This window comes from Paenibacillus pectinilyticus, from assembly GCF_001700435.1.
Taxonomy (GTDB): Bacteria; Bacillota; Bacilli; order Paenibacillales; family NBRC-103111; genus Paenibacillus_E; species Paenibacillus_E pectinilyticus.
The window spans coordinates 1162861-1176619 of the sequence record NZ_LYPC01000014.1 but is presented as its reverse complement, the minus strand read 5'-3'; the positions used below and the strand labels follow the sequence as shown (position 1 = coordinate 1176619).

The window sequence follows — 13759 nt, the reverse complement described above, 5'->3', positions numbered from 1 at the left end:
TTATATGGGGTTACGCTCAATCTGATTTCTATTTTTATTTGAACATATTCTTGAGCACGAACCAGACATTCGCTGGACGCTCCGCCAACCTTCTCATGAAGTAACCGAACCAATCCACGCCATACGGTACGTAAATACGGACCCGATAACCTTCACGCACCAATTGCTTCTGAAGCTCTTCACAGATCCCATAAAGCATTTGAAACTCGAACTGATCATTCGAAATCCCCTGCTCACGTACAAATGCTTTCGTAAACTGAATTATGGCCTCATCATGACTGGCGATCGCTGTATAGTGTCCGTTCATCAGATGCTTTTGAATAATAGCCTTGTAATTCTCATCGACTGCACTTTTCTCAGGGAAAGCAACCTCTGGAGACTCCTTATACGCGCCTTTCACTAGTCGTAAATTTGCACCATACGCATGTAAATCCCCAATGTCCTGCATGGTGCGGTAGAGATAGGCTTGAATCACAATCCCGACGTTGTCGTACTCTTGACGCAGCTCCCGGTAAATATCGAGGGAAACCTGACAATGCGCATAATCTTCCATATCAATCCGCACAAAATTCCCATGCATCCGAGCCCGATCCAGAATCCGCTTCATGCTGCTTACACAAAGCTCTCGGTTGATATCCAATCCCAGTGAGGTCATCTTCAGGGACAAATTAGAGCGAACGCCTGACTCTGCAATCGCGTCGAGGGTTTGGATACACATCGCAGCAGACTCTAACGCCTCTTCCACGCTAAAAACAAACTCACCCAAATGGTCCAACGTCGCTACACGGCCATCCTGATTCAAACCACGTACCGCATCGATTGATTGCTGTATGGTCTCACCAGCTACAAAACGTGCTGCACCAAAACGAAGCCCATATTTCTTTGCTAAGCGATTGGCAGCGCGACTTTTGCCGAGGGATTGAAACATATTTCGCATCATAAGTTCCATTTGTGGTTGCCTCCAAGTAGAATTTGAACACTTATGTTTAATTTATATTCAAATTATACAACTATTTTTCTATTTTGAACACTATTTGTTCAAAATATTTTATGAACTTGTACAATCACCCTTAATTCCCTCCATATCTGTACGATATTCAAAAGAGGGACATCATGTGTTGAATCACTTACCTTTTCATGGTAAATTAATACCAAATATCGCGGATAAAGAAGGGTTAACATGTTCATTCCTGAACACTTTCCATTGAACACTTGCTTTCAAACACTTCCTATAGAGACATCTCTCCCAGAGCTAACTGCTTTTATTCAAAATGGGACGGCCGCACTCATCCAACACGAAGCTGGCTTCGCTCTCTTTATACCAGGGGACGCTGATCTTCTGATGTCACTTCCAGCAACAACGGTACAGTCATTATTGAAATCCAATACTTTTTTCCATACTCACCTGCAGAACTTGACGACGCTCTCGGCTCATGTCCAATCACAAGAGATACCTCGAGTGTTGACACGTACCCTTCTTTGTACAAATGATCAAAACAACATCCTCGGGTACGTTACTCTATCTGATTTTGCTGCTTATACGATAAAAGAAAGTCAAAAGTGGCACGCCTACTTCGCTGCGCTAGCTGATACAGTGACTGACGCCGTGACTGTCGTAGATCGGGAAGGTGCCGTAATCTGCTGGAACCCTGTCGCAGAAGAGCTATATGGCCTGCCTCGAGCTGATATTATTGGTAAGCGAATTGGAGAGCATTTTGACGTAGAAACCTTAATGGTTCTGAAAATGTTAGATGAAGGCCGGCTCGTCCGGAATACCTATCACCGTCCAAGACCGGACACGCATGTTCTGATCAATGCTTCGCCTATCAAAGATGCCGCGGGCTTAATCATTGGCGGAATCGCGACTGAACAAGATATCACCCAGTTGGTGCGATTGAACGAACAATTGACAACTGTCGAGTCCGTCGGACTTCCTTTACAGGCGTCGCAAGAGGACCCTTTTGCCCTCATCAAAGGGAAAGGGCCGGCCATCGGCAAGGTCATCCAATGGGCCAAAAAGGTCGCCGCAACCGAAACACCTGTCCTCTTAATTGGTGAGTCCGGTGTTGGGAAGGAACAGTTAGCGCAAATCATACATCAATCGAGCACGCGGTCGGCGCAGCCTTTTATCACAGTGCATTGTGGTATTGTGCCAGCAGGCATTCTAGAAACCGAACTATTCGGATATCAAGGCGGAGCTTTTAGCGGAAGTGAAAGTGGACAACCCGGTAAATTAGAACAAGCCAAAGAGGGTACATTATTTATTAATGATATTGAGAAAATGTCGCTAGAGCTTCAGGCCAAGTTGTATTTGTACATCACTCAGCAAACGCTTGTCCGCTCGGGAGGCAGTCAATCTATCCATGTACGTACGCGCATCATCATTGCGACCACGCAGGATCTTGCCAGCAAACTAGCAACGCATGAATTTCGTTCGGACCTGTATTATGCGCTGAATGTTGTTTCCCTTCGGATTCCCCCACTGCGCGAGCGCATTGAGGATATACCAGCGATGGTTCATATGTATCTCAAACAGTTTGCTATGCATTATCAGAAACCGGCACCTACGCTATCGCCAGAAGTCATTCTGGCATTCACGCAATATGACTGGCCTGGCAACATTCAGGAGTTGAAAAATGTGATCGAGCGCTGTGTGATTTTGAATGAGGATGACGTTATTACGTTAGATCAACTCCCTTCTGGGTTACAGGAGCAACAGCCGAGTCTAGTTCATGAAGTAGAATCTTCGGGTATTTCTCTCAAAGATAAAAGCGATGAGCTAGATGAGGTCTCCTTGATTGAAGAAGCCTTAACCAAAACAGCTGGGAATAAGAGTGCAGCAGCCAAGCTGCTCGGGATCTCGCGAGGCACGTTATATAATAAGATGAAAGAATTTTCGATGGAATGAGACTTAATCTCAAAGTAATAGGGCCTACCAAATGAACTTGGTAAGCCCTTCTTTGATTTATTACTTACACAATTTCCAGACCAGCACTTGCATATCCTGCTATGGAATTGATGAGAGTAAGGCCAGTAGCTGTAGCTGAGAAAACGAGTAATAAGCGTGTTTGTGCTGCAACTGGGATTGATAAGCCTGTAGTTACCCCGTTGGAAATGTCTCCGATGCTAATAAGACCCGTTAATGCAGGCGCTAAAGTAACAACGGCTCCTGGAATCGGTGTGAAAATGTTATCTGGTGTCGTTGATTCATATAATTGCGCAGTAATAGTCATCGTTGTCCCAACCAAACTCAAAGCTACTACCGTACTGAAATAAGCGGCAATCGAAGAAATGACGCCACTTCGCGGCATGGAGAAAGAGAAGTTGAGTAATGCTGCTGGTCCTCCCGCAAGATCGATACTACCACCTAAGACGGAGACACCTGCAATACTGCTACCAAACCCAACAAGTGATGTCGTTCCTACCAGTCCACCAAGTACTGTCGTTAATACAGCTGGAATTCCGGAAGCGAAAGGAATGATTGAACCTGAACCGTTTTCACCTGTTGCTCCAGTTGCTCCTGTAGTTCCGGTTGCTCCTGTTGCTCCATCAGCACCAACTAATCCTGTTTCTCCGGTTGCTCCCGTTGTTCCTGTCGCTCCAGTTGCACCCGTTGTTCCGGTTGCGCCTGTTGGACCTATGTCACCCGTTGGACCTGTTTCACCTGTCCATCCTGTGGCTCCGGTTGCACCTGTGGCACCAGTTGTTCCGGTTGCACCTGTTAGACCTATGTCACCCGTTGGACCTGTTTCACCTGTCCATCCTGTTGCTCCGGTTGCACCTGTTGCACCAGTTGTTCCGGTTGCACCTGTTGGACCTACGTCACCTGTTGGACCGGTTTCACCTGTCCATCCTGTTGTTCCGGTTGCTCCTGTAGCTCCAGTTGTTCCTGTCGCGCCAGTAGGTCCCATTTCACCTGGATCTCCTGTTGCTCCTGTGGCTCCAGTTGTTCCGGTTGCTCCTGTGTCACCTGTTGTTCCGGTTGCTCCCGTAGGACCCGTGTCACCTATATCTCCAGTTGCTCCCGTTGCTCCTGTAGTTCCTGTTGCTCCTGTCCATCCGGTTGCGCCTGTTGCGCCTGTAGGACCCGTATCTCCTGGATCTCCGGTTGCTCCCGTTGCTCCTGTAGTTCCTGTTGCTCCTGTATCACCAGTTGTTCCCGTCGCACCTGTAGGACCCGTGTCACCTAAATCTCCCGTTGCTCCCGTTGCTCCTGTTGTACCCGTTGCTCCTGTGGCTCCCGTTGTTCCCGTCGCACCTGTAGCACCCGCCTCACCAGGGTCTCCAGTTGCTCCTGTCGCTCCAGTAGCCCCCGTTGGACCAGTCTCACCAACTCCCGGTCCTGTCGCACCCGTGGCACCAGTTGATCCTGTTGATCCTGTTGCACCCGTTGCCCCTGTTGCTCCTGATCCCGTTGCACCCGTTGCTCCGGTTGCTCCTGTAACACCTGCTAAACCTTGGGCCCCTGTTGATCCTGTTGATCCTGTTGATCCTGTTGATCCTGTGGCTCCTGTTGCTCCCGTAACTCCTGCACCTGCTGCTCCTGTTGCACCTGCTGCTCCCGTTGCACCTGTAGCTCCCGTTGCACCTGCAAAACCTCTCGGTCCACGCTCACCATCGTCCCCGTGTTTCCCTTTTGGCCCTGTAGCTCCTGTTGCACCAGTCGATCCGGTTGCTCCCGTAGCTCCTTTTGCACCAGGGTCCCCAGTTGCTCCCGTAGCTCCAGTCGCACCCATTAACCCCATCGCTCCGGTTGCTCCTGTCGCACCTTGTAGCCCCATTGCTCCTCTTGCACCTTTAAAACCACGAGGGCCTCTTGGACCTACTTTACATTTGCGTACACCTTTCACGATAACAAATTTGCAACAAACATGTTTACCATGATGTACATGTTTTTTGTGTTGTTTCTTTTTCTTTTTACATCCACATCCACTAACTGATTTAATAGATAGATTGGATTTCTTAGAGAGGGAAGGTTTTTTGGAAATATAAACTTTTTTCTTTTTGCCAACGATTTGACTCATTACAACACCTCCTATTTGATTCTTCATCATACGGATTACCGGTGTTAAATGTCTGTGTGTTCTGGCAAAGTATGTTCGTCTATACCCAAAATACGCTTTTGACTATATATGTAAATAAAGCAAAGTTCTACAACATCGACCTTCTCGTGCAGACATGTTGGCTGATGCCTATTAGCTTACTTTTTTAGCCATGAACGATACTGAATAACTCACCTATTTCTTGAAATAATTTTAATGCGGAGAAATTGAAACCCACCTGTAAAACTATTAAAAAGACTGATCTAACCTGACCAGTCTTTCAATTATTTTCGAGCTGCTAGAGCCCGATCTCAATTTTAAAAAGCGGTACTAGCTGCACTGAAATTATGTTAATTGCCTTAGTTTTGACAGTTATATATGCTATTGAAGGTCTGGTTGCTCGTGTTCACCCATGTGCTCATCTGAAAGCTGTTGGACCTGCTCTCTATCGGTCTTCCGTTGCTCAAAATGCTCCAGTTGTAACTGTTGATCTAGTTGCTCCATTAAGACGCGTAACTCCCTTAACTCTTTTAGCTTTAATTGACCCTGTCGCACCTGTCTTATCAGTGCCTCCATAACTTCCAGTGGCTCTTCTTGCTCCAATCCTCCCGATTGCTCTGGTTGCACTGCTTGCTCAGATTCGTCCAGTTGATCAAAAAAATCCTGCTGCTTCATTAATTCCCATCGCAGACCAGGTCTCCGTACATTCTTTTGAACTTTAGTTTCATCTTTAACAACAATTTTCTTTCTTTTCTTTTGATTAAGTTTATCTTTGGTTTTATATTTGTTTTTGTCTTTGACTTTATCTTTGTCTTTTTCTGTGTATTTTTTTATGCTTTTTTTCTTATATGTGAGACTCCTCCTCCCACGGTTCATGGGGCGCATTCAGACTCCTCCTATCGAACAGTTTCTTATAAAAAATCAAAAGGCTCAACCTAACAACAGTCTCGTTAGTGAGCCTTTTGAATGGTTTGTTTAACTCATTTTTATACGATACGGAACACAGACCAGTACATACCAGCCGATGTGTTTCCACCTAAATTGAGGGAAACCGTTAATCCATTTGCTACATAGAAGAGTCCAACTACATCTCCTGCTGTTAGATCAAGTGCGCCTGTTAGTGTTACAACTCCATCACCGAGTACTGCTCTTAGATTTAAAACGAGTGCAACGTTTACGTCCAAGATTGGGAACAATCCCGTAATTAAGTCAGTAACCGTTGGGGAAGTTCTTCGGATTACAAATGCTGGGTTCACTCCTGCACCTAGAGAAATGGATAATGTCGCTGTAGTTGAATAGTTGAGTGTAGCTTCAAATTGATATGTTCCAGTCGCTGGAACTGTGAAATTTCCAGTTGTCGGATTAAATGTCGTTGCATTGTAATAAGGATTTGCCACAGACCAGTTAGCGATTTGAGTAGTAGCCGCAGTGGATAAGTTGGAATTGAATGCTGAAAATGATTCTGTAAGCACACTTGGCCCAGTTGCTCCTGTTGGGCCTGTTGGACCAGTCGCTCCAGTAACCCCAGTTACTCCTGTTACTCCAGTGACGCCAGTTGCTCCTGTAACCCCTGTGGCTCCTGTTGCTCCTGTAACCCCTGTGGCTCCTGTTGGGCCAGTTACTCCTGTTACTCCTGTTGCACCTGTCGGGCCAGTATCCCCAGTTACGCCAGTGGCTCCTGTCGGGCCAGTAACTCCTGTGACGCCAGTCGCTCCTGTAACCCCCGTTGCTCCCGTTGGGCCTGTCACTCCTGTCGCCCCTGTCGGGCCAGTATCCCCAGTTACGCCAGTGGCTCCTGTTGGGCCTGTCGGGCCAGTAACTCCCGTGACACCAGTCGCTCCTGTAACCCCCGTTGCTCCCGTCGGACCTGTCACTCCTGTTGCCCCTGTCGGACCCGTATCCCCAGTTACGCCAGTGGCTCCTGTTGGGCCAGTAACTCCCGTGACACCAGTCACTCCTGTAACCCCCGTTGCTCCTGTTGGGCCTGTCACTCCTGTTGCCCCTGTCGGACCCGTATCCCCAGTTACGCCAGTTGCTCCTGTCGGTCCAGTCACTCCTGTTGCTCCAGTCGGACCGGTAACTCCTGTGACACCTGTCGCTCCTGTAACCCCAGTTGCTCCCGTTGGGCCTGTCACTCCTGTTGTCCCTGTCGGACCCGTATCCCCAGTTACGCCAGTTGCTCCTGTCGGTCCAGTCACTCCTGTTGCTCCAGTTACTCCCGTTACCCCAGTTGCTCCTGTCGGTCCCGTTACTCCTGTTGCTCCAGTTACACCCGTAACCCCAGTTGCTCCTGTTGGCCCCNTCCTGTAACCCCAGTTGCTCCCGTTGGGCCTGTCACTCCTGTTGTCCCTGTCGGACCCGTATCCCCAGTTACGCCAGTTGCTCCTGTCGGTCCAGTCACTCCTGTTGCTCCAGTTACTCCCGTTACCCCAGTTGCTCCTGTCGGTCCCGTTACTCCTGTTGCTCCAGTTACACCCGTAACCCCAGTTGCTCCTGTTGGCCCCGTTACTCCTGCAAGTCCTGTTGCTCCTGTCGATCCTGTGGCTCCTGTCGGTCCTGTTACTCCTACTGCTCCTGTCGATCCTGTGGCTCCTGTGGCTCCTGTCGCACCTGTCGCACCTGTCGGTCCTGTTACTCCTACTGCTCCGGTCGATCCTGTCGATCCTGTCGCACCTGTCGCTCCTGTCGGTCCCGTTACTCCTGTTGCACCAGTTGCTCCTGTACCCCCAGTTGCTCCTATCGGCCCCGTTACTCCTGTTGCTCCAGTTGCTCCTGTACCCCCAGTTGCTCCTGTCGGTCCAGTCACTCCCGTTGCTCCAGTTACACCCGTAACTCCTACTGCTCCTGTCGATCCTGTTGCTCCTGTCGATCCTGTTGCTCCTGTCGATCCTGTGGATCCTGTCGCACCTGTCGGTCCCGTTACTCCTGTTGCTCCAGTTGCTCCTGTACCCCCAGTTGCTCCTGTCGGCCCCGTTACTCCTGCAAGTCCTGTTGCTCCTGTTGGCCCAGTTACTCCTGCAAGTCCTGTTGCTCCTGTCGATCCTGTGGCTCCTGTCGGTCCTGTTACTCCTACTGCTCCTGTCGATCCTGTCGCACCTGTCGCTCCTGTCGGCCCCGTTACTCCTGCAAGTCCTGTGGATCCTGTGGATCCTGTCGCTCCTGTAGCTCCTGTCGGTCCTGTTACCCCTACTGCTCCTGTCGATCCTGTTGATCCTGTAGGCCCCGTTACTCCTGTTGCACCTGTTGCTCCCGCAAGTCCAGTTGCTCCTGTAAGACCTATTGGCCCTGTCGGCCCTGTTACACCTGCTGGCCCTGTCGGTCCTGTTGCTCCTACTCCTGGCCCTGTTGCTCCTGTTGCACCAGTTGCTCCAGTTGTTCCTACTCCCGTGGCACCAGTAGCTCCAGTAGAACCTGTTGATCCTGTTGATCCTGTTGCTCCTGTTCCACCCGTATGACCCGTAGCACCTGTTGACCCTGTCGCGCCGGTTGCACCGGTTTCGCCTAATGATCCTGTTGCTCCTGTTGCTCCTGTTCCGCCCGTATGACCCGTAGCACCTGTTGACCCTGTCGCGCCGGTTGCACCGGTTTCGCCTACTGCTCCTGTTGCTCCCGTTGCTCCGATAGGACCAGTTACACCCTTAGATCCAGTAGTTCCTGTTGCTCCTGTTGCTCCAGTTGATCCCGTTGCTCCTGTAGCTCCCGTTGCCCCTATGGGTCCTGTAACACCTTTACTTCCTGTAGTACCTGTAGAACCTGTGGATCCTGTCGATCCAATAGCTCCAGTAAAGCCAGTTGATCCTGTTGCCCCTGTATGACCTGTAGCGCCTGTTGCACCAGTAGGACCGGTTGCTCCGGTCGCTCCTGTTGCTCCTGTTGCGCCTGTTGCGCCTGTTTCTCCTGCCATGGTTTTACCACCTCCGGTTTGATTATTCATCATACGTAAAACTATCATCTTGGATTGTGCAAAATGGTAATAGATTGGAACTTATGAGAAAATATGCCTTTGACTATCTAGCCCGTCCACATAGAAAGCAGATAACTGAGAGTATCCATTAAAAGAAAAAAATCCTCTACCCACATTGGTGGAAAGAGGACTGCTACAATTCTATTAATTTAGATTTCCTATTACATTTGATCTCAACACTCAGCCCCGCTCATTTCATTTGTAAAAAAGAGCTTGTACTCCTTCGGCGTCAACTTGGCAGCCGATTCCCCTACATAGTGAAATTGCAGCGCACGGCGCTTTTTGGTAGATAGATTATAAGGCGTCCCATGCTTGAGTAACCCATGGAACAATAGTAGTCCTCCAGGCAATAACGGTACGGCGACATCCCTCTCAACTTGAACTTGAGCATCACACAGCTGCCAGTCCCGGATCGCATAATGCGGCGTAGCCCCATCCGCTTGGGAGCCGGGGATGACGTGCATACAACCATTATCTAGCGCTGCTTCATCTAAGGCGATCCAGACACCAACAACGGCTTTCGTAAAAGCCAATGGACCATACGCCATATCTTGATGCCATGGCTTCTCCCCTCCACCATGAGGCGGTTTGAGTAAGGCCATATCTTGAACAAGCCGCGGTGTTTCACCCAAAATATCTTGAACCATCGCCAATATGGCAGGATGTTCCGCAACCGCTTTCAAACGTTCGTCCACTTGAACGAAATCATGCACTTTCCTAACAGCTAATTCCTTTTCTTCATCCGTATGCAACTCACTCTTCGGTTTCGTGAACTGAATGTGTGCACCTTTATCATCTTTGAAAATCAGATCATACAGAGCCTCTTTCGACTGTGCAATTTGGTCTTCATCTACTACGTGCTCAACAGCGATGAATCCATCTCTTCGGTAATTCGATAGCTGCTCTTCGCTCCAATTCGCAAAACCATCAACTTTATCCGCGATCCGATCGTAGCGATACAGTTGAGCGGAAATCACTTCAGGCGAAAAAGATACAGGTTCTATTTTGGCCAATATGGACACCTCCACAATTTAAACAATTCGTCATTCACTACCTTTATTATAGAAACAGAAAGTGCTAAGATAAATGCATCAAACCACATAAGAATTTGCACTATTTTACATAGAAAGGAGTTTTTTACGCATGTCTATTTTCGTTAATCAAGAGCTCGTACTCAACGAATTTTTCGGCAAAGTCAACTGTGAGGTCAATTGGAAATGGAACCGTGGGAACGAGCCCTTCCAAGACTTTGATTTCTGGTATGTATGGGATGGTGAGGGGGAGGTCACTTTAAATACAAAACAATACCACGTTAGTGCGGGTGACTGCTTTCTTTTTCAACCTGGGGATTTATCGAGCGCCAGACACAATCCTGAGCGACCGTTAACGGTTACATTTATTCACTTTGCTACGAAAGGTGATCTCACACTCCCGATATCGCTGCCATCCTTCGTGCATTTCGATCCTGCCGAATTTCACGAGGCCTATCTCGATCGGTTTGTCCACATGCGTCTAACAGACGCTTATGGTCATGAGGAAGAATCGAAGACTTTACTGAAGCTGCTCTTGTTGCTTTTTGAACGACAAACTCCTGCCCATCAATCTCTAAGTGATCCTGCCAAACGCTCCTTGAACCGCGTTATGATGGACATTGCAGCCCACATTCGGCAAGATCCAGGTCGCCAGTACAAGATTAAAGAACTCGCGCAGCAAGCTCACTTGTCTCCACGCTACTTCTCCTTAAAATTCAAAGATATTATGGGCCAAACGATCGAATCCTTTCTCATTCAAAAAAGAATTGAACGCGCCACCTATCTGCTGAAACTTGGCATGAATGTGGGTGAGGTGGCTGAGGCACTTGGTTATCGCAGTATTTATTTCTTCAGCCGCCAATTCAAAAAAGTCACCGGTACGAACCCGTCCGAGCTCAGAAACTGATTAATTTTTTTGCAAGGTTGACAGCTCGTGATAAAATGTATCTTTACGACAGCATTGCGCAAGTTCATCAAGGAAGGTCAGGTCATCATGAATTCATCCAATTTATTACGTGCATTTAACTTTATGTACTTTGCATTACTCGCTCTTTTCGTGTCATTTTTGCCTGTTTATCTCGACGCACAGGGACTTTCCACATCGCGAATTGGCCTCATTATTGGGACAGGCGGCTTCATCGCTATCTTTTCCCAGCCGCTCTGGGGGATGATCAGTGATCGGACGAAAACTATTAAGAAAGTGATGTTACTCCTCCTCTTCTGCTCGACGATTATCGGCTACTTGTTATATGACTCCAAAAGCTTCATCATTCTGCTCCTCTTTACCATGCTGCTCTACTTTTTCTTAATGCCGCTAGATCCTCTGACGGAAAGCCTGAATTTCCAAACTGCGGAAGCTGTGGGGACAAGTTATGGGTCCATACGTACATTTGGCGCGGTTGGCTATGCAGTCATGTCCTTGGTCGTCGGTTATGCCGCTCAGTACTTTGGTATTCACAGCTTAGCCTATCTCTTCGGGGGCATTGGTGTGATGAGCTTAATCATCGGACTCGCATTACCTGATGCTCCTGTGACTGGGAAGCCGATCTCCTTACGAAGTCTGCGTAATTTCCTAGGAAACCGGGAGACCATTTGGTTTATGATACTCATTTTCATTTGCGCAGTACCCCAGCGGATTAACGATACGTTCTTAGGGGTGTACATTCGTGAGTTAGGCGGCAGCAACCACTTGGTCGGCATAGCCTTTTTCCTAGCGGCGGGGAGTGAGATTCTCGTATTTGCACTAAGCTTTTGGTGGCTTCGAAAAGGAAAAGAACTAGCGATCATCTCATTCGCTGCCTTGTTTTATTTCATTCGCTTTCTAATTAGCGCTTGGGTAACTGACCCTCATGTACTTGTTGCGATCCAGCTTCTCCAAACGTTCACGTTCCCGATCTTCTACTCCGCTGCGATTCAATATTTATACCAAATTGTGCCGGAAGAATGGCGGGCAACTGGACAAACGGTACTAGCCATCATCTTCTTCGGCATATCGGGCATCGTCGCTTCTTATGTAGGCGGCTGGTTCTATCAATCTTTTGGCGGACAGCAACTTTATTACGGCGTATCGTTCATGTCGCTCACTGGATTTATCTTCAGTTTAGTGCTGCGGACGGTCTATCGGAAACAGAGGCTGGCAACCTAAGCATTTTCTGCTAAAATAAAAAGATAGAGACGAAACGGGGGCCCGCATCATGGACTACATTATATTAGATATCGAATTCAACGGCCGCAAATTCGCCAGCGACCTCCCCATGGAGGTTATCGAGATTGGCGCTGTTCGTCTAGACGCTTCGCTTCAGACTGTCGATGAATTCTCAGCTTTGATTAAACCCGTATATTTCGCTAAATTGAACAGTTTTATTAAAAAGAAAACAGGCATTCCCCAGGAAGATATTGATGAAGCTGCAGGCTTTCGCAAGGTGATTACCGATTTCTTGGACTGGCTTGGACGAAGCGAAGAACTGCTGCTAGTTACTTGGGGTGGCGAGGATTTAAAACGCATCGTCTTCGATACACGAATGCATAAGCTCGATGATGCTTACTGGATGGCGGCTCATTATTTCGACTTACTGAAGGGGTTCACCCGCTTCAAAAAAGTAACGAACGACGTCAGCGTCGAAGCCGCACTTGCTGATCTGAACATCGTCGCAGAGGGCTCCGCCCATCGCGCGTTGGATGATGCCAAGATGACGGCGGAAGTGTTCCGCTCGATATTTGCAGAGCTTGATTTTGAGCGTAAGCAGCAATATGTGGATATGTACACCAACGCGAAGGAACGCCGTTTGATCAAAACTGCCGTCAAAACCATCAAGACACAAAAAGTCGTGCCAACCTGGGAGCTATTCGTCGAGAAATACTTCGCTGACAAAATCGAAGCCGCCGACGCCAAAAAAGTCGCCGAAATGCAAACCCTCTTCGCCGCGGAAGTTGCGAAGCCACAGGTGAAAGCCGCGGGAACAGCGGCTAGTGTGACAGATACTGCGGCTTCGCAGTAGCGCGGGTTGAGCCTTGATTTGAATGTGATCGAGCACAAAACACAAAAAGCCGATTTACCGAAACTTGCTAAGCAAGTCAATCAGTAAATCGGCTTCTTTATATACCAACCTTTACAGTTGATCCACACCTAGTCGGTTGATGATATGACCGGGTATCTCTTTGTCTTTGGTTGTTTTTGATTCTTGAGATTGTAGGTTGCGCAGTGTCGCGGAAAGCTCCACGAACCATTGTTCATCACGAACGGATAACGCAATATCGATTAAATTCATTACGTCGGCTTCTGTTTCCATTACGCTTTCTGGCAGCTTCTTCACACTTGCGAGTTTCACTTCCATCTGATGTCCAATGATCTCATCTTGATCAGAAGCGATGACATGTACGAAGGCGATACCTTGCTGCCAAGCGATCGCTTCTACATAACCATGTACCATCTCATCATCACTTGTTGTTGCGACAACCCAATCACTGATTGCAACGTTCAACATCTGCCTCGCCACCTTCACTCCGGAATGTCTTGCATACTGTAATTATATTAGTTACAGAAGATAAAGTCAAGTAAGGTCAGGAACGGAATCATAAGAAATGATATCTCCCCTATCGCACTAATTAAAAATCCGGCAGAATGACAAAGCTGGAAGATTTCGAATCCCAGTAAGTTCAAGTCATAATAGAGGGCGATCGTGATGCGTTCAATTTCTTTCACATAGCGTTCCAAGTTAATC

Annotated in this window: 9 protein-coding genes and 2 pseudogenes; 4 read left to right on the top strand and 7 right to left on the bottom strand. The window is 48.1% G+C overall.

Going from position 1 to position 13759, the window contains the following annotated elements; genetic code table 11:
- Positions 1–34: 34 nt before the first annotated feature.
- A complete protein-coding gene (locus tag A8709_RS11780) occupies positions 35–949 on the bottom strand; it encodes a proline dehydrogenase family protein (RefSeq protein WP_065852530.1) in 915 nt (304 codons plus the stop codon).
- Between the two features lie 231 nt (positions 950–1180).
- Between A8709_RS11780 and A8709_RS11775 the strand changes: the two genes are divergently transcribed.
- Positions 1181–2908 carry a sigma-54 interaction domain-containing protein gene (locus A8709_RS11775; RefSeq protein ID WP_065852529.1) on the top strand — a complete coding sequence of 576 codons (1728 nt, stop codon included), beginning with the start codon at positions 1181–1183 and terminating at the stop codon, positions 2906–2908.
- 64 nt (positions 2909–2972) lie between these two features.
- Here A8709_RS11775 and A8709_RS11770 read toward each other — a convergent pair whose 3' ends face one another.
- The 5 genes and pseudogenes from A8709_RS11770 to A8709_RS11750 all read right to left on the bottom strand — a co-directional run bounded on the left by A8709_RS11770 (position 2973) and on the right by A8709_RS11750 (position 10019).
- Entirely contained in the window at positions 2973–4781 is a 1809-nt protein-coding gene (locus A8709_RS11770; protein WP_208607669.1) for an exosporium glycoprotein BclB-related protein, read from the bottom strand.
- Between the two features lie 642 nt (positions 4782–5423).
- The gene (locus tag A8709_RS34495; RefSeq protein ID WP_065852527.1) at positions 5424–5927 is read right to left on the bottom strand and encodes a hypothetical protein; all 504 of its coding nucleotides are present in this window, start codon (positions 5925–5927) and stop codon (positions 5424–5426) included.
- A gap of 101 nt (positions 5928–6028) precedes the next feature.
- Positions 6029–7343: pseudogene (locus tag A8709_RS35655) on the bottom strand (collagen-like protein); the annotation flags it as partial.
- 1 nt (position 7344) lies between these two features.
- Positions 7345–8946 (bottom strand): annotated as a pseudogene (locus A8709_RS34065) (hypothetical protein); the annotation flags it as partial.
- Positions 8947–9179: 233 nt separating this feature from the next.
- Complete coding sequence (locus tag A8709_RS11750) at positions 9180–10019, bottom strand: phytanoyl-CoA dioxygenase family protein (protein WP_065852525.1); 840 nt, start codon at positions 10017–10019, stop codon at positions 9180–9182.
- A gap of 130 nt (positions 10020–10149) precedes the next feature.
- On the opposite strand from A8709_RS11750, the gene A8709_RS11745 reads away from it, so the two are divergent.
- The 3 genes from A8709_RS11745 to A8709_RS11735 are packed head-to-tail and all read left to right on the top strand — an operon-like array spanning position 10150 to position 13036.
- Positions 10150–10944 (top strand): helix-turn-helix domain-containing protein, encoded by a 795-nt coding sequence (locus A8709_RS11745; protein ID WP_065852524.1) that lies wholly within the window; start codon positions 10150–10152, stop codon positions 10942–10944.
- A gap of 27 nt (positions 10945–10971) precedes the next feature.
- The gene (locus tag A8709_RS11740) at positions 10972–12183 is read left to right on the top strand and encodes an MFS transporter (RefSeq protein WP_244163159.1); all 1212 of its coding nucleotides are present in this window, start codon (positions 10972–10974) and stop codon (positions 12181–12183) included.
- A gap of 49 nt (positions 12184–12232) precedes the next feature.
- Positions 12233–13036: a 3'-5' exonuclease gene (locus A8709_RS11735; protein WP_065852522.1), complete on the top strand. Its 804-nt coding sequence runs from the start codon at positions 12233–12235 to the stop codon at positions 13034–13036.
- A gap of 111 nt (positions 13037–13147) precedes the next feature.
- On the opposite strand, the gene A8709_RS11730 is transcribed toward A8709_RS11735, so the two are convergent.
- A complete protein-coding gene (locus A8709_RS11730) occupies positions 13148–13522 on the bottom strand; it encodes a hypothetical protein (protein WP_065852521.1) in 375 nt (124 codons plus the stop codon).
- Between the last annotated feature and the right edge of the window lie 237 nt (positions 13523–13759).

Bases quoted from the DNA above. Each gene is read 5' to 3' on its own strand.
- A8709_RS34495 (WP_065852527.1), bottom strand. From the start codon at position 5,927: ATGCGCCCCATGAACCGTGGGAGGAGGAGTCTCACATATAAGAAAAAA.
- A8709_RS11770 (WP_208607669.1), bottom strand. From the start codon at position 4,781: ATGGGGCTACAAGGTGCGACAGGAGCAACCGGAGCGATGGGGTTAATG.
- A8709_RS11745 (WP_065852524.1), top strand. From the start codon at position 10,150: ATGTCTATTTTCGTTAATCAAGAGCTCGTACTCAACGAATTTTTCGGC.
- A8709_RS11730 (WP_065852521.1), bottom strand. From the start codon at position 13,522: ATGTTGAACGTTGCAATCAGTGATTGGGTTGTCGCAACAACAAGTGAT.
- A8709_RS11775 (WP_065852529.1), top strand. From the start codon at position 1,181: ATGTTCATTCCTGAACACTTTCCATTGAACACTTGCTTTCAAACACTT.
- A8709_RS11780 (WP_065852530.1), bottom strand. From the start codon at position 949: ATGGAACTTATGATGCGAAATATGTTTCAATCCCTCGGCAAAAGTCGC.
- A8709_RS11735 (WP_065852522.1), top strand. From the start codon at position 12,233: ATGGACTACATTATATTAGATATCGAATTCAACGGCCGCAAATTCGCC.